We start from the raw sequence: 18,067 nt of genomic DNA, 5'->3' as shown, positions 1-18,067 counted from the left end.
ACAAAAAAACCTCACAAACAGTTACCGAAGCACTTATTTGTGAGGCCTGATACGAACACTAAAACTACTACTATTTCAATCAAACATCAGTTCGCATCTTAAGTTTAGTACTTTTTTCAACTAATTACCTCTGGTGTTCTAAACTTTTTACTTTATTAAGTGATGCCACAATGGCATTTTTCTGCTTTAAAAGGATGTTAGCTGTAGAAGGCGGAATATCGGTATCCTTCAGCACTTCTTCATATTCCTCTACGGCGGCTTTTTCACCCCTTACTGCCTCTTCAAGCACAGCTTCTTCCTTATTCCCGCTCACGCTTGCTTTTAAGTTCATCCAGGTGCGGTGAGCATCTCCTTTAAGACTCGTGCCCTTTTCCGGAGCCTCTCCAAAATTTCTTATCTCCTCCTTTAACTCGTGACCAAAATCATAACGCTCACTTGCCCGCTCTTCAAAAAAGGATCGCAGCTCTGAACTCTCGACATTCTCTGCAGCGAACTTGTAACCTTTTTCGGCATCATAGTTCTTTTCCAGAAGTTCATTTAGCATTTTAGATACTTTTTCTGAATATTTCATAGCAATTTTTTATGGTTTTTTTCAATTTCTTTTTCACTCTAAAGATACCGCCTAACATCAAGGCTAACAACCTATTTAACAGGGTTTAGCACTAATTAACTGCTTTTAACAAGCCCCTCACAATTCTGCATAAAACCATCATAATTTTTGGACTTTAACACTTAAAGATTTGAAATTGGCACGAGTGGTATTGCCGGAGATAATTTTCTTTTCAACCGCTTGTAAATTAGAAAAATGTAGTATCTTTGCAGCCTTATTAATAACCGGGGTCGGGAACCCCACAAATTAATTTTTATGCCTGTAAAAATAAGATTACAAAGACACGGTAAAAAAGGAAAGCCTTTTTACTGGATCGTAGCCGCCGATGCGCGTGCAAAGAGAGATGGTAAATTCCTGGACAAAATAGGGATCTACAATCCTAATACCAATCCTGCTACTATCGAGCTTGATGTTGACGGTGCGGTAAAATGGTTACAGAATGGTGCGCAGCCAACAGACACTGCCCGTGCCATCCTTTCTTACAAAGGTGCTTTGCTTAAGAAACACCTTGCAGTTGGTGTTAGAAAAGGCGCTTTGACCGAAGAAGAAGCTGAGAAGAAATTCCAGGCTTGGCTAGAGGAAAAAGAGAGCAAGATCAACGCTAAGAAGGAAAACTTAACCAAAGAAGAGCAAGCAGCAAAAGCTAAGGCCCTTGAAGCTGAAAAAGAAGCGAACGCCAAGCGTGAAGCTGAAGCTAAAGAAGCCGAAGAAGCTGCCGCCGCTGCAGAAGCTGAAGCTGCAGGAGTAACCGAAGAAGGTGAGCCTGAAGCAAACGCTGAAGAGCAAGTTGACGCCGATACTGCTGAGGAGGCTAAAACTGAAGACAAAAAAGAAGCTTAATTAAAGGCTGACGATGACCAAAGAAGAGTGTTTCTACTTAGGCAAGATCGTTAGTAAATTTAGCTTTAAGGGAGAGGTGTTGATAAAACTTGACACCGATGAACCCGAAATGTACACAGAAATGGAATCAGTGCTCGTTGAATATAACGAGAATCTGGTTCCATTTTTTATTGAACGCTCTTCGCTTCAAAAAAGCACGTTGCTACGTGTTAAATTTGAGGATATAGACACCGAATACGACGCCGAAGATATGGTTGGCGCTGAAGTTTATCTGCCTTTAAGTATGCTTCCGGAACTCCCGGAAGACAAATTCTACTTTCACGAGATCATAGGTTTCGATGTTGAAGACGCCACTCACGGCAATATAGGCAAGGTGGTATCGGTAAACGACTCAACCGCCCAGGCCCTTTTCGAGATCAAGAAAGAAGACAAAGAAATTCTTATCCCAATGAATGACGAATTCATTCAGAAAGTCGATAAAAAGAACAAGACCATCTACCTCAACACTCCCGAGGGACTGGTAGATCTTTATTTAGGATAATCATCCCGATTCTTTTCCAGCCAATAAAAAAACCGCCTCCTTTCGGAAACGGTTTCTATTAATTATAACCGGCTTTTCTACTTAGCCCACAATATTCACAATCTTACCCGGCACCACGATCACCTTCTTAGGCGCTCGCCCATCAAGTTGTTTCTGCGTTCTCTCGTCGGCCAGCACCGTCTCTTCCACTTCATCTTTGTTCATATCTAAAGGAAGTTCCATCGTGAACCTCATCTTCCCGTTAAAAGAGATTGGATAATTCTTGGTACTCTCTACAAGAAACTTCTCCTCAAACTGAGGATATGCAGCCGTAGTCACAGATTCGTTATGACCAAGCTTAGACCATAATTCCTCGGCGATATGCGGCGCATATGGAGCTACAAGAACCGCCAAAGGCTCAAGGATCTCACGGCTGTTGCATTTTTGAGCCGAAAGCTCGTTCACGCAGATCATAAAAGTGGAAACCGAGGTATTAAAGCTGAAATCCTCAATATCTTCAGTCACTTTCTTAATGGTCTTATGCAGGGTTTTAAGTGAGTCTGCAGAAGGCTTATCATCACTGACCTCAAATTGCTCTCCGTTATGGTATAATTTCCAAAGCTTTTTCAGGAAGCTATGCACCCCGGTGATCCCGGCGGTGTTCCAGGGTTTTGCCTGGTCCAGTGGGCCAAGGAACATCTCGTACATCCTCAAGGTATCGGCCCCGTAATCTTCACAAATATCATCAGGGTTCACCACATTATACTTGGACTTCGACATTTTTTCCACCTCGCGTCCAACGATATATTTTCCATCTTCGGTGATAAACTTAGCGTCAGCAAATTCAGGACGCCATTTCTTGAAACCTTCTATATCCAGCTCGTCTGAAGCATTTACCAAGGAAACATCGGCGTGAATAGGCTGCACGGCATTACCCTTGATCTGGTTCTTAGAGACAAAAACATTTTCGCCTTCAAGCCTGTATACAAAAGCGCTGGTCCCGAGGATCATCCCCTGGTTGATCAGTTTTTTAAAAGGCTCTTCCACGCTTAAATATCCGCGGTCGTAAAGGAACTTGGTCCAGAAACGGGAATATAGCAGGTGACCGGTAGCGTGCTCGCTTCCGCCTATATATAAATCTACATTTTCCCAGTATTTCTGAGCTTCTTTGGAAACGAATTCCTCAGAATTTCCGGCATCCATATACCTGAACAGATACCAGGAACTTCCGGCCCATCCGGGCATAGTATTCAGTTCAAGAGGAAAAACAGTTTCATCATCGATCTCCGAATTCGAAACCACTTTATTTTCTTTGGTGTCCCAGGCCCAGGTAGTAGCGTTTCCAAGAGGTGGTTCTCCGGTCTCGGTTGGCAGATATTTCTCTACTTCAGGCAATCGAAGAGGCAGGTGCTTACTGTCTATCATTTGCGGCAAACCCTTCACATAATACACAGGGAAAGGCTCTCCCCAGTAGCGTTGACGGCTGAAGACCGCATCTCTAAGCCTGTAATTGGTCTTTCCGTAACCCTTTCCTGATTTCTCCAGTTCAAGGATCACTTTATTCAAGGCTTCTTTATATTCAAGTCCGCTAAGGAAGTCCGAATTCGCGATCACGGTTCCATCTTTTCCATCAAAAGCTCTTTCAGAAATATCAACATCCTCAAAGATGTTTCGGATATGGATATCGAAATGCTTCGCGAAATCGTAATCACGCTGATCCCCGCAAGGTACTGCCATTACAGCTCCGGTGCCATAACCCGCAAGCACATAATCCCCGATCCAGATCGGCACGGGCTCTTTGGTAAAAGGATGTTCAGCATAAGCCCCTGTAAAGACACCACTAATGGTCTTCACATCGGCCATACGATCACGCTCGCTTCGCTTCGCACTGGCTTCAATATAAGCCTCCACTTCTTCCCGATGCTCGGGAGTGGTTATTTTCTTTACAAGATCGTGTTCCGGAGCAAGGGTCATAAAAGTCACTCCAAAAATCGTATCAGGACGGGTGGTAAAAACCTTTATTTTATCTTTCGTTTCCTGATCTTCCCTATTAAGAACATCGAACTCCACCATCGCACCGACCGATTTCCCGATCCAATTGCGTTGGCTTTCTTTAAGACTGTCTGTCCAGTCAAGCTCTTCCAGTCCCTGGAGCAGACGTTCCGAAAAAGCCGAGATTCGCATACTCCACTGGGTCATTTTCTTTCTTACAACAGGAAACCCGCCACGCTCTGAAACGCCGTTCACGATCTCATCGTTCGCAAGCACGGTTCCAAGCTCAGGACACCAATTCACTTCGGTTTCTGCAAGATAGGTCAGCCTGTATTTTAACAGAATCGCTTGTTTTTCTTCTGAGTTATATGCATTCCAGTCTTCAGCCGAAAACTTCGCGATATCATCATCACTGGCAGCATTCACCCTTGAATTGCCTTCAGAAGCAAAGATCTCTTCAAGCTCCGTGATAGGGCGCGACTTTTCAGCTTCACAATCATACCAGGATTCAAAAAGCTGAATAAAGATCCACTGCGTCCACTTGTAATAATCCGGATCGCTGGTGCGCACTTCCCTGCTCCAGTCGAAAGAGAATCCTATTTTATCCAGTTGTTCGCGGTAACGATTAATGTTACGCTCTGTGGTTAAGGCCGGGTGCTGGCCGGTCTGTATTGCGTACTGCTCGGCAGGAAGGCCGAAACTATCATAACCCTGGGGATGCAGCACATTGAATCCCTTATGGCGCTTGAATCTCGCATAAATATCACTGGCAATATACCCCAGTGGGTGCCCAACGTGCAGTCCTGCTCCCGAAGGATAAGGGAACATATCCAGCACGTAATATTTAGGCTTATCGGAATTGTTCGAGGCTTTGAAAGTTTGATTTTCTGCCCAGTGCTTTTGCCACCTGGCTTCTATTTCGTTGAAGTTATAACTCATTTCTTTTCTTTTCTAAACAACATTTAATCAGACCACCGGATCTGATCATTCGTCAAGCTGAACCTGTTTCAGCTTCTTTCAAAAATCAGGAACCTAAAAAAGGCTCAGGATCATATAATCTGGCAAACAGAATTAATGCCTGCAAATTTACAATTTTAAACCAGTTAGGAGAATCATTAACAGGACTAATCCCCGCTTTTTCTGGCTTCTTTTTCCATAGGAAGCAGACATTCATAAATAAAACGATTCACCGGAGTATCAATATCTAGGTCCTCCCCTTGTTTTACCACGAACCCGTTGAAATTCTCCATTTCTGATGGTTTTCCGGCCATAATATCCCTTTGCGTGGAAGCGGTGGTTCCTTCCGGCTGATTATTGATGATCTCAAATGCCTTTTCGAGATGCTCCTCTTCCAGCGGAACTCCCTTTGTATTGGCAATGGCTTTCACCTCTTTCGCGGTCTTCCGCATAAGATTGTACAAATAATCACTTTGCCTTATCTTGTCTATGGATACACGGGTAAGCCCACCAATCCCACTAACCGTAGTAATGAACAGGAATTTTTTCCAGATCTCCAGCTGGATATTATCTGGGATAAAACTGGTGATCTCAGCCTCATCAAAAACCTGTTTAAGCTTTTGAATCCTTTCAGACCTGGAATTATCGAGCTCTCCAAAGGTTATCCTGGGCTCAAAAGATGCGTGTTTTATTTTCCCGGGAGCTTCCACAAAGCTCACAATATGACATAATCCCGCCAGCACGTTCCTTTCAGGCAATACCTCCAGCAATTTCTCGGCATTATTGGCCCCGTTCTGCAAGGGCAACACCATCGTGTCTTCACCTATCGCAGGCTTCAGGATTTTCGCGACATTTTTGATCTGCCAGGATTTCACTCCCAGGATCACAAGGTCCGGAACTTCAGCTTCAGCAACATCATCTGTAGCAAGATGAGGATGAACTTTAAAATCTCCGTTTATGCTTTCCACCTCAAGGCCGTTGTTCTTAATAGCCTCAAGTTGTTTCCCGCGGGCGATCATTGTAACTTCATTTCCCGCCTTGGCGAGTCTTCCGCCAAAATAGCCGCCAATACCTCCAATTCCGAATACCAGGATCTTCATAATTTTGCTTTTTGTTCAAATACAAACTTATAAGAATAAAACCGAAACTTTGAGCGTTTAAAAGAAACGGGAATCATTAACTTTCTTATTTTTACAAAAAATCTGAGTTCACCTTATGAGCACATCTTTTGAAAGGTATCAAAAACGCCGGCTTATCTCATCTTATTTTTCGGTAGTTATCAGTATCTCCCTTGTACTTTTTCTTTTGGGCATATTAGGCTTACTGGTGCTGAACACCAAGAAAGTTGCCGACCACTTTAAGGAGCAGATCGCCCTTACGGTTTACCTGAAAGACAACGCCAAGGAAGTCGAAATTGAAGAACTCCGAAAAAGCCTTGCGATGGCCGATTATACCAAATCGACAAACTTCGTTTCGAAGGAAGAGGCTGCAAAGGCTCATAGTGAAGAGATAGGTGAGGATTTTATGGAATTCCTGGGCTACAACCCGCTTCAGAATTCCATAGACGTTTATATGAACGCCGATTTTGTCTCTTCGGAACAGGTAGATAAGATCGCGACAGATCTTACCGATAAATCTTTTGTAGACGAAGTGATCTACGACAAACCGCTGATATCCCTTCTAAATGACAATGTCAAGAAGATCAGTTTCTGGGTATTAGTCATAAGCAGTATCTTCCTGTTTATTGCGGTATTGTTAATAAACAGCTCGATAAGACTTTCGGTATATTCCAAGCGTTTTATCATTAAGACAATGCAGATGGTGGGCGCCACCAAGGGCTTTATCAGAAGGCCATTCATCTGGCAAAGTGTAAAGCTCGGCATTATTGGTGCCGTTCTCGCAATGATCGGGATGGGAGCCGTATTATATTACCTTAACAACAGTTTTAGTGAACTTAACCTGCTTGGCGACGTAAAGCTGCTTGCAGGATTATTTATAGGGATCTTTCTTATGGGGATCCTGATCACCTGGCTTAGTACATTTTTCGCAACTTCAAGGTTCCTGAACCTTAAAACCGATGAATTATACTATTAACAGGCAATCATTTTAAAGAAACAGAAAATGAGTAATAAGAACAACCCTCAGCATAATCACAAGACAACTTTTGTGTTCGGTAGAAAGAATTACAAAGTAATGTTCATTGGTCTTGGAGTTATCGCCCTCGGCTTCATCCTGATGGCGGGAGGCGGAAGCGAAGATCCCAACGTATTCAATCCTGATATTTACAGTTTCAGACGTATTCGCCTTGCACCAGCCCTGGTGCTCCTGGGGTTTGCCATAGAAATTTATGCGATTTTGTTGAATCCAGATAAAAAATAATCAGCTTGGATATTTTAGACGCAGGGATCCTTGGAATAGTGCAGGGTCTCACCGAATTTTTACCGGTTTCCTCCAGTGGTCACCTGGAACTGGGGAAAGCCATTTTGGGCGATAACAGTCTCCCTAAAGAATCCCTTCTTTTTACAGTTGTACTTCATTTCGCAACCGCACTAAGCACCATAGTGGTTTTTAGAAAAGACGTTGCCGAGATCCTTCGGGGTCTTTTTCAGTTTAAATGGAATGAAGAAACCCGTTTTTCCCTAAAAGTGGTCATTTCTATGATTCCCGCTGCGCTCATTGGACTGTTCTTTGAAGAAGAGCTTGAAGCTTTATTTGGCGGAAACATCGTCCTTGTTGGTTTTATGCTCATCATTACGGCGCTTTTACTATGGCTGGCAGACCGGGCGAAAAACACCGGAAAAAAAGTAAGTTACCTCAACGCCTTTGTGATTGGGGTATCACAGGCCATCGCTATTTTACCGGGAATTTCCCGAAGTGGCGCCACCATTTCCACTTCAGTATTGCTTGGAAACGACAAGACCAAGGCTGCACGATTTTCATTCCTTATGGTGGTTCCCCTTATTTTGGGGAAGATCGCGAAAGATTTGCTTGACGGGAACCTGACGGAAAACGGTGTGGAAACCCCACTACTTATTACAGGGTTTATCACCGCCTTTATTGCAGGCCTGGCCGCCTGTACCTGGATGATCTCGTTGGTTAAAAAAAGTAAGCTTTCTTATTTCGCCGTGTATTGTTTTGTAGTGGGAATCGTTGCCATTATCTTTGAATATGCATAACAAAGAATTTACGGCCGAAGACTTTAAAACAGGCCAGATCCTGCTTTTTGACAAGCCGCTGGAATGGACATCTTTCCAGGTGGTGAACAAGGTGAGATGGATGATACGAAAGAGCTGCGGGATCAAAAAGATAAAGGTGGGACACGCCGGAACTTTAGATCCGTTGGCATCGGGATTGCTGGTGATCTGCACCGGGAAATTCACTAAAAAGATCCCTGAATTACAGGGGCAGGAAAAGGAGTATACCGGCACTTTCACCATCGGATCCACAACTCCTTCTTATGACCTGGAAACCGAGATCGACAAAACCTATCCCACAGAACATATTACCAGTGAGGACATCGCTAAAGCGGCAGCAAAATTCACAGGTGAAATTGAACAAATTCCTCCTGTATTTTCCGCATTAAAAAAAGACGGAAAACGTCTTTATGAATATGCCCGAAAAGGAGAAGAGATCAAGGTGAAATCAAGGCAGGTGGAGATCAGCGAATTTGAGGTAGATGATTCAAACTTCCCCGAAGTCAGCTTCAGGGTGGTTTGCAGCAAAGGAACTTACATACGGTCTCTTGCTCACGATTTTGGACAGGTCCTTAACAGCGGCGCCCATCTTTCAGCCTTAAAACGCACCAGGATTGGTGACTTCGAGCTAAGCAATGCTTTCAGTATCAAATCTTTTGAAAATTTGCTACCTTCACAAGAGAATAAATCTGCCTAAGCACAGTTTTATCTCTGTATGGATTTTTTTGACAGACATAAAGCCCTTATCCTTACGGTACTGACCTGTTCAGTGCTGATCCTCGCTTTATATAATTTTCAGCTGTCTAAAAAACAGGAAAAAGCGAATGAAATGCTGGTGAATCTTGACCAGTTTGTAAAGGAACAGGCCGAAGCAGAAGAGAAACCTGAAGAAAAGGAGCCCGCCAGGCCCGCTCCAAAATCCCCGGAAACGCACCGCGCCTTCAATGAGAACCAGGAAGCCAGGCAGGAAAATTTTGACCGGCAGCTCAACGAGATCTTTGAGAAGAATAGTGCCGAGAGTGAAGCCGCTTCAGAAAACGAAGCTTCAGAAGGGGATTATAGCATCAGTAAGGCGAAAAAAGCAGAGAAGAAAAAATCTTCAGACGGAAATGATGCTTCAGAAAAGATCTCTAAAAAATCAGGAGGTCTCAGGAACAGTTCCATCTCCTTTTCTCTGAAAGGAAGAAGTGCGATAGATATCCCAAACCCGGTTTACACCTGTGATACCCCGGGAAAGGTCGTGATCAACATAGAGGTTGATTCTAACGGCCGGGTTACAGAAACCTCTTACAATAAAGCAAGCTCCGGCTCTTCCAACGAATGCCTTATCGAACAGGCCCTGGAATATGCCCAGGGAGCAAGATTCAGCAGTTTACCGGGCAGGGATTCCCAACCCGGGACCATTACTTACAACTTCAAACCTTAAGCTATGAGTGAACTTAAACGTTGCGGCTGGTGCGTGGGCGACCCGCTTTACGAAGCCTATCACGATGAAGAATGGGGTGTCCCCGTTTATGACGATAAAGCCATTTTCGAATTCCTGATCCTGGAAACCTTTCAGGCGGGTTTAAGCTGGATCACCATCCTTAGAAAAAGGGAAAACTTCAGGGAAGCTTTTGATAATTTTGATTACGAAAAGATCGCAGAATATTCAGAAGATAAGATCCAGGAATTATTACAAAATGCAGGGATCATAAGGAACAAGCTTAAAGTAAGAGCCACGGTCACCAATGCCCGGGCCTTTATGCAGGTTCAGGATGAATTTGGAAGCTTTAGTGAGTATATCTGGAGTTTTGTAGACGGGACGCCAATCCAGAATAAGCTGAAGGATCATACAAATGCGCCGGCAACCACTCCGTTAAGCGATAAACTGAGTAAAGACCTTAAGAAACGTGGATTTAAATTTGTGGGTTCTACCGTGATCTATGCCCATATGCAGGCCACCGGAATGGTGAACGATCATACCGTAGACTGTTTCAGATATGATGAAGTAGCTGAATTAAAGAAATAAACCTTTGAATTAAATTACTGACGGCCTCACTATTCCAGGTATTCTAAAAATTCATCCCGGGGAATCTCTTCGGCTCCCAGGCTTTCAAGGTGTGCAGTATACACCTGGCAATCGATAAGTTTAACCCCGGCAGCCCTTAACTTCTGAACCATTTTAATAAACCCGAACTTAGAAGCATTGCTCACCGCGGTGAACATGCTTTCTCCGCAAAAGACCTTCTTATCCTCCAGATAGATCCCATATAATCCACCCACCAGCTTATCATCCTGCCAGACCTCAACAGACTGGGCGATCCCCATTTTATGTAACTCAGTATACACCTCTTCCATCTCCGGGGTGATCCAGGTGCCGTGCTGCCCCTTTCGCCGCACCGCTGCACAATTCTCTATCACCGCCTTAAAATCCTGGTTATAGGTAACCCTGAAGGGATCCTTTTTCAGCAATTGCTTCATACTCTTTGAGACCTTCAGGTTCTCCGGAAACATCACCATCCTGGGGTCCGGACACCACCATAATACCGGTTGAGACTCATCATACCACGGAAAGATCCCTTTGTTATAGGCAGAGATCAACCTTTCCACAGACAGCTCTCCACCGATAGCCAAAAGGCCCTGGGAGTCTGCATACTTAAGCGGTGGAAATTCTTCCCGGGGTTTTAAGAAATACAATTTTCTGGATTTTAGGGATTACTGAAAAATAAGCCAAAGCCTTAAAACAAAAAAGCTTAGCAACGTTAATTCGTTACTAAGCTTTTCATAAAACATCTATGCTTCCTAGAACGGAAGGTCATCAAAATCATCTTCGTTGAGGTCGTTCGCAGGTTCAAAATTATCCGGCGGCGGAACACTTTGCCCCTGTCCCGGCTGCTCCGGCTGAAGGTTTTCAATTCTCCATCCCTGGATAGAATTAAAATATTTAGTCTCTCCCTGAGGGCTTACCCATTCTCTTCCTCTAAGGTTTATCCCAATCTTTACAGGCTGTCCCACCTGATAGTTGTTTAAAAGATCACATTTATCCTGAACAAATTCTACAAGTAAATGCTGAGGATACTGCTCCTCTGTAGTCACCACCACTTCTCTTTTTCTGAATCCGTTATTTCCGAAGGTCTTGGTATCTCCTATCAGTTTAATTTTTCCTTGTACTTCCATCTTCTTTTATTTTGCTAATAGTATTTTCCAGGCATCTTCCGGCTGATCCTTTTCAAGAAGCAACTGAGCCTGAGTATGAATTTTTTTCTGGTCTTTTGATTTTACGATTTCAGCGGCTTCGGGATTGTTTTTAAGGTAATCGCTGATCTCTGCTTCTGCAGGCAGGCTTTCCACATTCCCCAGTTTCCCGAGGTCATTCCCGGTAAGGACCTTGCTTTCCCTTATTTCCTTCGGAATAGCATCCACACCTATTCCCAGTGTCGAAAGCGGCTTCGGCACCTCGAACATTCCCATATTGGCACGGGTATACCAGTTACCGCCCATTCTGGCCACCTGATCTATCTTATGCTGATCTATATGCTGCTCTTCATCAAGAACATCTTCATTGATATGAATTTTAAGCACCTCACAGATCACCAGGTTTCCCGCTCCCCCGTCAGGACCAAGCTCCACCACCTCGTTCACCTTACATTCAAACTGAACAGGAGACTCGGCTACCCTGTAGGGCTTCACAAGATCTGACTTGAGCATTGTAAGTCCTGATTTATCAAACTCGTTCACCCCTTCGGCATATTCAGTACTCGATAAAGACATTTGCTGCACCATATCGTAATTCACGATATTGATCACACATTCCTTAACGGCCTTCACATTATTGTAAGTATGTTTCACCGTATTATCTCTTCCTCTTCTTGCCGGAGAAAAAATAAGGATCGGCGGGTTGGCACTAAATACATTGAAATAACTGAAAGGCGATAAATTAGGGTTCCCTTCTTCATCTATGGTGCTGGCAAAGGCGATAGGCCTGGGACCAACCGCACCCAACAGATACTTATGAAGTTTCCCGGTACTGACTTCCTTAGGGTTAATGCTTAACATGCTAAAAATTTTTAGCAAAGGTAACGAAACACCCAAGGAATGAAAAGCGCGATCTCACAATAATATTCTATAAAAACACTTATCTTTAAATTATCTAAATCTTACACAGATTAATGAATTTTACAGATGAGCGTACCTTTAATCGCTGGTTCATAGTTGTATCCTGCCTTGCCGTTGTCACCCTGGTCTTATGGAATACCTCCATTTTCTTTCAGAGATTGAAGGAAGATGAAAGGGCTAAGATGAATATATGGGCTAAGGCCCAGGAAGAACTTAACAGCGCCCCTGAAGATGCTGATCTTGACCTGGTACTCGAAATCCTGAATAACAACACCAGCATCCCGATAATCCATACCAATGAACGTGGGGAAATTGCGTATACCTCTAATATTGACCCTGCAATCCTGGAGAATAAAGAGAAGGCAAGGGATTATCTCCAAAGGATGAGGTCTGAAAACGATCCTATAATCATCAATCTTGGGGAGGGTGAAAAACAATATATCTACTACGGCAACTCCCCTGTTCTTAATAAACTGAAATTCTATCCTATTGGGCTCACTCTTATAGGGTTCCTTTTTATCGGGGTTGTTTACTTCTTTTATACCACGGCCAAGAACAGCGAACAGAATAAATTATGGGCTGGGATGGCCAAAGAGACCGCCCACCAGATCGGGACTCCTTTATCTTCCCTTATTGGCTGGACAGAGATCCTGAAGTCTGAAAATGTTAACGATTCCTATGTAGCCGAAATGGAAAAGGATATCGACCGGTTAAAGACCATCACCGAGCGTTTCTCAAAAATAGGATCTGCCCCTCTTTTGAAGGAAACGAACATTGTGGAAGCCACCCAGGAGAGTTTTGATTATTTACAGTCAAGAAGCTCCAGCCTTATCGAATTCTCCATAGATGTGCCCGAAGAACCTATTAATGTAGCGCTTAATGAGCAACTATACAGCTGGACCATAGAAAACCTTGTAAAGAACGCCATAGATGCTATGCGCGGCAAAGGAAAGATCAACATCAGGATAAGGGAGGATCAGAAATGGGCGTATATCTATATAAGCGACACGGGCAAAGGGATAGAAAAAAGCAAGTTCCGCAGGATCTTCGAGCCGGGACAAACCACCAAAAAGCGAGGCTGGGGATTAGGGCTCTCCCTTGCAAAGAGAATTATTGAGGAGTATCACCGCGGAAGGATCAAGGTGGACCACTCTGAGATCAATAAAGGGACCACCTTCAAAATAAGCCTTAAAAAGCTTTAGAACTGCTTCATCTTCTTCCGAAGCTCATCGGGGATCCTGAAAGTCTTGTTCTCATTAAAATCGAAACATACCACTACATCTTTACCGGTGGCACAGATATCTCCCTGCTCATCAAGAATGATATGATCCAGACTAAAGCTGGAATTCTTTATAAACCCGAGTTTTGTCTTTACAATGGCCTTCCCGGGGTAAAAAAGAGATTTCTTAAAATCACAATGCGTTGAAACAAGCATCGTTCCCTTGTTAGAATCCTCATAAGTATCATATATACCGGTGGCTTCCCAAAAATTCACTCTTCCGGACTGCAGGAACCGCATAAAAGTGAGGTTGTTCACGTGTTTATACATATCCAGATCGCTCCAGTCTACCCGCAATTCAAGACTTAATTTAAACTGCTTTAATTCCATTAGAGATTTACGTGAACAGATTTAGCAAGCTCCTTGAATTCTTCATCTTCCATATGATATTTATTCGAAAAATTCATATCGTCCATACTGTTAAGAGGAATTAGATGCACGTGAGCGTGTGGCACTTCAAGCCCAACTACGGCCATCCCCACTCTTTTACACGGAACGGTCTTTTCCAGGGCTAAAGCCACTTTTCTCGAGAATCTCATCAATTCCTGGTAAGCTCCTTCTTCGAGGTCGAATAATTTATCTACTTCTTTTTTTGGAATACAAAGGGTATGCCCTTTGGTATTGGGATTCACATCGAGAAAAGCCATAAACTGGCTGTCTTCTGCGATCTTGTAACAGGGTAGTTCCCCCCGTACAATTTTTCTGAATATGGTTGACATAATATTGATTGTTTGGTTAGGTTGTATAAAAATAAAAATCCTTTTCAAGACCTTGCGTTAAGGAATGTGAAAAGGATTGTGTTTTCGCGTTAAACTAGTAGGATTATTCCCGCCAGATCTCCAGAACTTCGAATTTCATAGTTCCATTAGGAACTTCAATTTCAGCAACATCTCCAACTTCTTTTCCAAGAAGCCCTTTTCCAATTGGGGAATCTACAGATATTTTACCGGTCTTAAGATCGGCTTCACTCTGGGCTACCAGTTTATATTTCATTTCGGCGCCGTTGGTCTGGTTCTTTATACGAACACAGGAGTGCACCAGCGCCTTGGAGGTATCCAGTTGCGATTCGTCAATTACTCTTGCATTGGCCACCACTTCTTCCATCTTGGAGATTCTCATTTCAAGCAAGCCCTGGGCTTCCTTAGCTGCATCATATTCGGCATTCTCACTTAAATCTCCCTTATCCCTGGCTTCGGCTATGGCCTGAGAAGCCTTAGGGCGTTCTACGTCCTTAAGATGGTTAAGTTCATCCCTTAACTTCTTAAGCCCCTCTTCGGTATAATAAGATACTTTACTCATAACTTAATCGTTTAATATTTACAGCTCCGTTTAAGTCCCGGACTGAACAATAGAAAATACGTTTCTTTGTAATAAATTAATTTTCGTGAATAGAAAATATCAGGATTTATAAGCTTAATTTTGGCAAATTAAACATTAGCTCCTTTATTAACAGAAAAAATCCCATTTTTAAACGGGATTTACCTTATCAAAGATAGTAAATTTAATCAATCAATACAATTATATTATTTTAGGTTGAAAGACACAATTCTATGAAAAATTCACTTTTTGTCCTGCTCCTTATGGCTTTATTAACGGGCTGTTCCGCTAATGACGATGTAAATGAAAGAAATCCTAATCTCGTGGATCTCAACTTCAGGATACAGCTTAATCTCGATCTTCCGGAGTATAATAACCTGCAGTATCCGGGCAATCACTATACAACTTATAATTACGGGATTAAAGGGATCGTGGTGTATAACGTTAACAACTCCCAATACACCGCATTTGAATTAAGCGACCCGAATCATCCCCCGAGCAGTTGTTCTGCAATGGTGGTTGAAGGTCTTACCGCAAAATGCAATTGTGATGACGGAAACGAATACAGCATCATTACCGGAGAACTGACCAAGGGAGAAGGCCAGTATGCAATGAAGGCCTACCGGGTGGAACGCAGAGGCAACACCATCGAAGTCTACAATTAAAAAACCTTTCCCTTCCTGTTTAAAGGAAAGAGAAAGGCTCGCATTTCAACAAATTTAAAATTTAAGGGTGATCCCGGCTAAATAATTAACAGTAGCCTGCGGGTAATAACCGGCACCGTCAAAGGTTTCCTGCCCTCCCGGAAGCTCAGCATTAGGAATATTGTAGGTGTAATAATAGCCGTTCGAAACATATTCTTCATCAAAGATATTATTTACCAGGCCTGTAAAGACGATCTCTTTAAACAAAGGCGCATTTTTCCAGGTATACTGCACATTGAAATCGGTTACGAAATAGCTGTCCAGCTTAGATCCTTCCGCCTCAAAATTGCTCATATACTGTTCGCCCACATACTTTGAAAAGAGCTTGAGCTCCAGTCCGTTAACAGGGGTGTAATTAACAACATTCCCGGCCACTATTTCGGGAGAATAGGAAATATCAGTATCTCCGTAATCTACCAGTTCTCCGTCCCATGTTGCCACATAGTCTACATTCTTATTTCGGCTCACCGCCAGGTTCGGCCTTATGCTGAATTTATTTGAAAACCTGATATCGGCATCAATTTCAAGGCCCAGCCTGTAACTGTTACCACTGTTCTCTCTCACAAAGGCTCCCACATCATCAATTCCGCCGGTAAGCACCAGCTGATTGCGATAATCCATCAGATAAAGATTGGTGTTCAGCTTCACTTTTGGTGCAGCATATCTCCAGCCCAGTTCAAAATCATTTAACTCCTCGGGCTCCGGATCGCCATTTTCATAGTCGCTCCTGCTTGGCTCACGATGCGCCCTGGCGTAAGAAAAGTAAAACTGATTTTCCCTGTTCAGCTCATAGGTAAATCCGGCTTTGGGATTGAAGAAGGAAAAAGAATCGTCAACATCGAAGAGGCTCTGATCAGCAAGCACTCCTTCGGTCTTATAATCGATCGTTCTTAGCTGAAGATCTCCATAAACGGCAAGCTTATCAGAAATGGCATAGGTTACTTTTCCGTACACATTAAAATCGGTCTTCACGCCCGTATTTTCATAATACGGCTCGTAAGGGTCGTTATTTCTTGCGAATCTTGTATAGACCACCTCCCCAAAGTGATCGCCTTCGTAACGGTTCCAGCCCCCTCCAAGAATAAGGTCAAGATTGTTGTTTTCATAATTAAGGCTGAAGGTAGTCCCGTAAAAATGATTGTCCAGCCATTTTGTGCCAACAAGGTCTGATGTGGTTACTTCCTCTCCATTAGACATAAAAGGCTCAAGGCCGAATTCCATCAGGCTCGCATCCTCCTCATACTCTTCGTAATATCCTCGCCCGTAAGTATAATGCAGCGCGATATTTGAAGACCAGTTCTCATTATAATCCTGATTCCACAGCAACTGGAAATGGTCCTGTTTATAGTTATCTGTCTGGTTATCGTAAAATTTCACATTTCCATCCTCATCGGTATACAACCCGGCAGGATTAAAGGTCCGGTCGTTTTCCAGGGTTTCCCCGTCAATCCCGTACCAGGCCTGGTAAGTCTTTTCACTGCCTCCAAAAGTAAGGGCTTTTACAAGGGTGTTTTCATCTACATAAGTTCCCTGAAGAAAATACGACTTCAGGTCGCTGGTGGCACGGTCTATATACCCGTCGCTTTCAATTTTTGAAAGTCGGCCTGCAATTTCAAAATGCTCGTTCAGCAATCCGGAACTGAATTTAACCGTGTGTTTATGGGTATTGTAGGACCCATAAGAGTTAGCGATCTCGGCATTAGCCTCTTCACTATAACCGTCTGTAAGAATATTAAGACTGGCCCCAAAGGCTCCGGCTCCATTGGTAGACGTACCAACACCTCTTTGCAGTTGCAGGTTTTCTACCGAAGAGGCAAAATCTCCCAGATTCACCCAGAAGGTGCCCTGACTTTCGGCATCGTTATATGGCACCCCGTTAATGGTCACATTTACCCGGGTAGCATCGCTGCCCCGCACCCTGATTCCGGTATAGCCAACTCCGGCACCGGCATCTGTGGTGGTAACCACATTCGGCATATAATTCATTAAAACAGGAATATCCTGCCCCAGATTTCGGTCTGCTATCTCCTCATTGCTTAGATTGCTGTAAGTGATGGGAGACTGGGCATTTACCCTGAGTGATGACAAGAACACCTCGTCCAGCACTTCCTGGGCATTGCTTAGATCTACGTCCAGCACCTTATCGGCTGTAAGCCTTATTTCAAGACGTTTTCGGTTTCCGTAGGAAAAAAGAATAGTATAGCTCCCCTGTTCAAGACTAAGGCTGTATCTCCCTTCTGCATCGGTTTGAGTTCCTTTTCCGGTTCCTATAGCAAATACCGTAACATCCTTTATGGGTACATCTTTCTCGGTCACCTGACCTTTTAAAGTGAATTTTTCCTGTGCAACAGCCTGCAAGGAAAGTAAGAGCAGGCTTACAAAAAATAATACGTTTTTCATCCGTAACAAAAATTTTACGAATAAAAGGGGCGATTATTCTGTGATTAAAAAATTGATAAAAAAAATCCTGAAAAGACCACGTGCACTTTTGGTTCTTTCAGGAGTAACATACACTGCGCTTTGCGCAATCCCTTGGCAGCATTACCTGCCCAGGTT

General features: G+C 43.4%; 20 protein-coding genes. 10 read left to right on the top strand and 10 right to left on the bottom strand.

Going from position 1 to position 18,067, the window contains the following annotated elements:
- Positions 1-124: 124 nt before the first annotated feature.
- Complete coding sequence (locus tag ACFQ3Q_RS03575) at positions 125-571, bottom strand: ferritin-like domain-containing protein (protein WP_380742986.1); 447 nt, start codon at positions 569-571, stop codon at positions 125-127.
- Positions 572-865: 294 nt separating this feature from the next.
- Between ACFQ3Q_RS03575 and ACFQ3Q_RS03570 the strand changes: the two genes are divergently transcribed.
- Both ACFQ3Q_RS03570 and rimM read left to right on the top strand, forming a co-directional pair.
- Entirely contained in the window at positions 866-1,450 is a 585-nt protein-coding gene (locus ACFQ3Q_RS03570; RefSeq protein ID WP_380742984.1) for a 30S ribosomal protein S16, read from the top strand.
- Between the two features lie 13 nt (positions 1,451-1,463).
- On the top strand, positions 1,464-1,991 hold the full coding sequence (gene rimM, locus ACFQ3Q_RS03565) for a ribosome maturation factor RimM (protein WP_380742981.1): 528 nt from the start codon (positions 1,464-1,466) through the stop codon (positions 1,989-1,991).
- Positions 1,992-2,072: 81 nt separating this feature from the next.
- Here the strand turns inward: rimM and leuS are convergent, their stop codons facing one another.
- Together leuS and ACFQ3Q_RS03555 are read right to left on the bottom strand one after the other, a co-directional pair.
- Positions 2,073-4,901: a leucine--tRNA ligase gene (gene leuS, locus ACFQ3Q_RS03560; RefSeq protein ID WP_380742978.1), complete on the bottom strand. Its 2,829-nt coding sequence runs from the start codon at positions 4,899-4,901 to the stop codon at positions 2,073-2,075.
- A gap of 185 nt (positions 4,902-5,086) precedes the next feature.
- Positions 5,087-6,019 carry a ketopantoate reductase family protein gene (locus ACFQ3Q_RS03555; protein WP_380742976.1) on the bottom strand — a complete coding sequence of 311 codons (933 nt, stop codon included), beginning with the start codon at positions 6,017-6,019 and terminating at the stop codon, positions 5,087-5,089.
- Positions 6,020-6,134: 115 nt separating this feature from the next.
- Between ACFQ3Q_RS03555 and ACFQ3Q_RS03550 the strand changes: the two genes are divergently transcribed.
- The 6 genes from ACFQ3Q_RS03550 to ACFQ3Q_RS03525 are packed head-to-tail and all read left to right on the top strand — an operon-like array spanning position 6,135 to position 10,124.
- Positions 6,135-7,013, top strand: a complete 879-nt coding sequence (locus ACFQ3Q_RS03550; RefSeq protein ID WP_380742974.1) for a cell division protein FtsX — start codon at positions 6,135-6,137, stop codon at positions 7,011-7,013.
- A gap of 27 nt (positions 7,014-7,040) precedes the next feature.
- The gene (locus ACFQ3Q_RS03545) at positions 7,041-7,298 is read left to right on the top strand and encodes a DUF3098 domain-containing protein (protein WP_380742972.1); all 258 of its coding nucleotides are present in this window, start codon (positions 7,041-7,043) and stop codon (positions 7,296-7,298) included.
- A gap of 5 nt (positions 7,299-7,303) precedes the next feature.
- Positions 7,304-8,095 (top strand): undecaprenyl-diphosphate phosphatase, encoded by a 792-nt coding sequence (locus tag ACFQ3Q_RS03540; RefSeq protein ID WP_380742969.1) that lies wholly within the window; start codon positions 7,304-7,306, stop codon positions 8,093-8,095.
- Positions 8,088-8,810 (top strand): tRNA pseudouridine(55) synthase TruB, encoded by a 723-nt coding sequence (truB, locus tag ACFQ3Q_RS03535; RefSeq protein WP_380742967.1) that lies wholly within the window; start codon positions 8,088-8,090, stop codon positions 8,808-8,810. The genes ACFQ3Q_RS03540 and truB overlap by 8 nt, the downstream gene beginning before the upstream one ends.
- Before the next feature lie 18 nt (positions 8,811-8,828).
- The gene (locus tag ACFQ3Q_RS03530; RefSeq protein ID WP_380742965.1) at positions 8,829-9,539 is read left to right on the top strand and encodes an energy transducer TonB family protein; all 711 of its coding nucleotides are present in this window, start codon (positions 8,829-8,831) and stop codon (positions 9,537-9,539) included.
- Positions 9,540-9,542: 3 nt separating this feature from the next.
- Positions 9,543-10,124 carry a DNA-3-methyladenine glycosylase I gene (locus tag ACFQ3Q_RS03525; protein ID WP_380742963.1) on the top strand — a complete coding sequence of 194 codons (582 nt, stop codon included), beginning with the start codon at positions 9,543-9,545 and terminating at the stop codon, positions 10,122-10,124.
- Positions 10,125-10,153: 29 nt separating this feature from the next.
- On the opposite strand, the gene aat is transcribed toward ACFQ3Q_RS03525, so the two are convergent.
- The 3 genes from aat to ACFQ3Q_RS03510 all read right to left on the bottom strand — a co-directional run bounded on the left by aat (position 10,154) and on the right by ACFQ3Q_RS03510 (position 12,151).
- A complete protein-coding gene (aat, locus tag ACFQ3Q_RS03520) occupies positions 10,154-10,792 on the bottom strand; it encodes a leucyl/phenylalanyl-tRNA--protein transferase (RefSeq protein ID WP_380742961.1) in 639 nt (212 codons plus the stop codon).
- A gap of 105 nt (positions 10,793-10,897) precedes the next feature.
- Entirely contained in the window at positions 10,898-11,272 is a 375-nt protein-coding gene (locus ACFQ3Q_RS03515; RefSeq protein ID WP_380742960.1) for a DUF3127 domain-containing protein, read from the bottom strand.
- Between the two features lie 6 nt (positions 11,273-11,278).
- Positions 11,279-12,151, bottom strand: coding sequence for a flavin reductase family protein (locus ACFQ3Q_RS03510; protein WP_380742958.1), 873 nt, complete (start codon positions 12,149-12,151; stop codon positions 11,279-11,281).
- A 113-nt stretch (positions 12,152-12,264) separates the two neighbouring features.
- On the opposite strand from ACFQ3Q_RS03510, the gene ACFQ3Q_RS03505 reads away from it, so the two are divergent.
- The gene (locus tag ACFQ3Q_RS03505; protein ID WP_380742957.1) at positions 12,265-13,413 is read left to right on the top strand and encodes a sensor histidine kinase; all 1,149 of its coding nucleotides are present in this window, start codon (positions 12,265-12,267) and stop codon (positions 13,411-13,413) included.
- Here ACFQ3Q_RS03505 and ACFQ3Q_RS03500 read toward each other — a convergent pair.
- From ACFQ3Q_RS03500 to greA, 3 genes are all read right to left on the bottom strand, one after another.
- Positions 13,410-13,820, bottom strand: coding sequence for an acyl-CoA thioesterase (locus ACFQ3Q_RS03500; RefSeq protein ID WP_380742955.1), 411 nt, complete (start codon positions 13,818-13,820; stop codon positions 13,410-13,412). The genes ACFQ3Q_RS03505 and ACFQ3Q_RS03500 overlap by 4 nt on opposite strands.
- Positions 13,820-14,209, bottom strand: a complete 390-nt coding sequence (locus ACFQ3Q_RS03495) for an HIT family protein (RefSeq protein WP_380742953.1) — start codon at positions 14,207-14,209, stop codon at positions 13,820-13,822. Before ACFQ3Q_RS03495 ends, ACFQ3Q_RS03500 begins: the two co-directional genes overlap by 1 nt.
- Positions 14,210-14,312: 103 nt before the next feature.
- Positions 14,313-14,789, bottom strand: coding sequence for a transcription elongation factor GreA (gene greA / locus ACFQ3Q_RS03490; protein WP_380742951.1), 477 nt, complete (start codon positions 14,787-14,789; stop codon positions 14,313-14,315).
- A 251-nt stretch (positions 14,790-15,040) separates the two neighbouring features.
- Here greA and ACFQ3Q_RS03485 point away from each other — a divergent pair, with 251 nt between their 5' ends.
- Positions 15,041-15,472: a hypothetical protein gene (locus tag ACFQ3Q_RS03485; RefSeq protein WP_380742950.1), complete on the top strand. Its 432-nt coding sequence runs from the start codon at positions 15,041-15,043 to the stop codon at positions 15,470-15,472.
- A gap of 54 nt (positions 15,473-15,526) precedes the next feature.
- Here the strand turns inward: ACFQ3Q_RS03485 and ACFQ3Q_RS03480 are convergent, their stop codons facing one another.
- Complete coding sequence (locus ACFQ3Q_RS03480; protein WP_380742948.1) at positions 15,527-17,911, bottom strand: TonB-dependent receptor; 2,385 nt, start codon at positions 17,909-17,911, stop codon at positions 15,527-15,529.
- Positions 17,912-18,067 lie beyond the last annotated feature (156 nt).

Source organism: Salegentibacter chungangensis, from assembly GCF_042678405.1.
Taxonomy (GTDB): domain Bacteria; phylum Bacteroidota; class Bacteroidia; order Flavobacteriales; family Flavobacteriaceae; genus Salegentibacter_A; species Salegentibacter_A chungangensis.
Note: the sequence above shows the minus strand (reverse complement) of the source record. Positions and strands in the feature narration are given on the sequence as shown.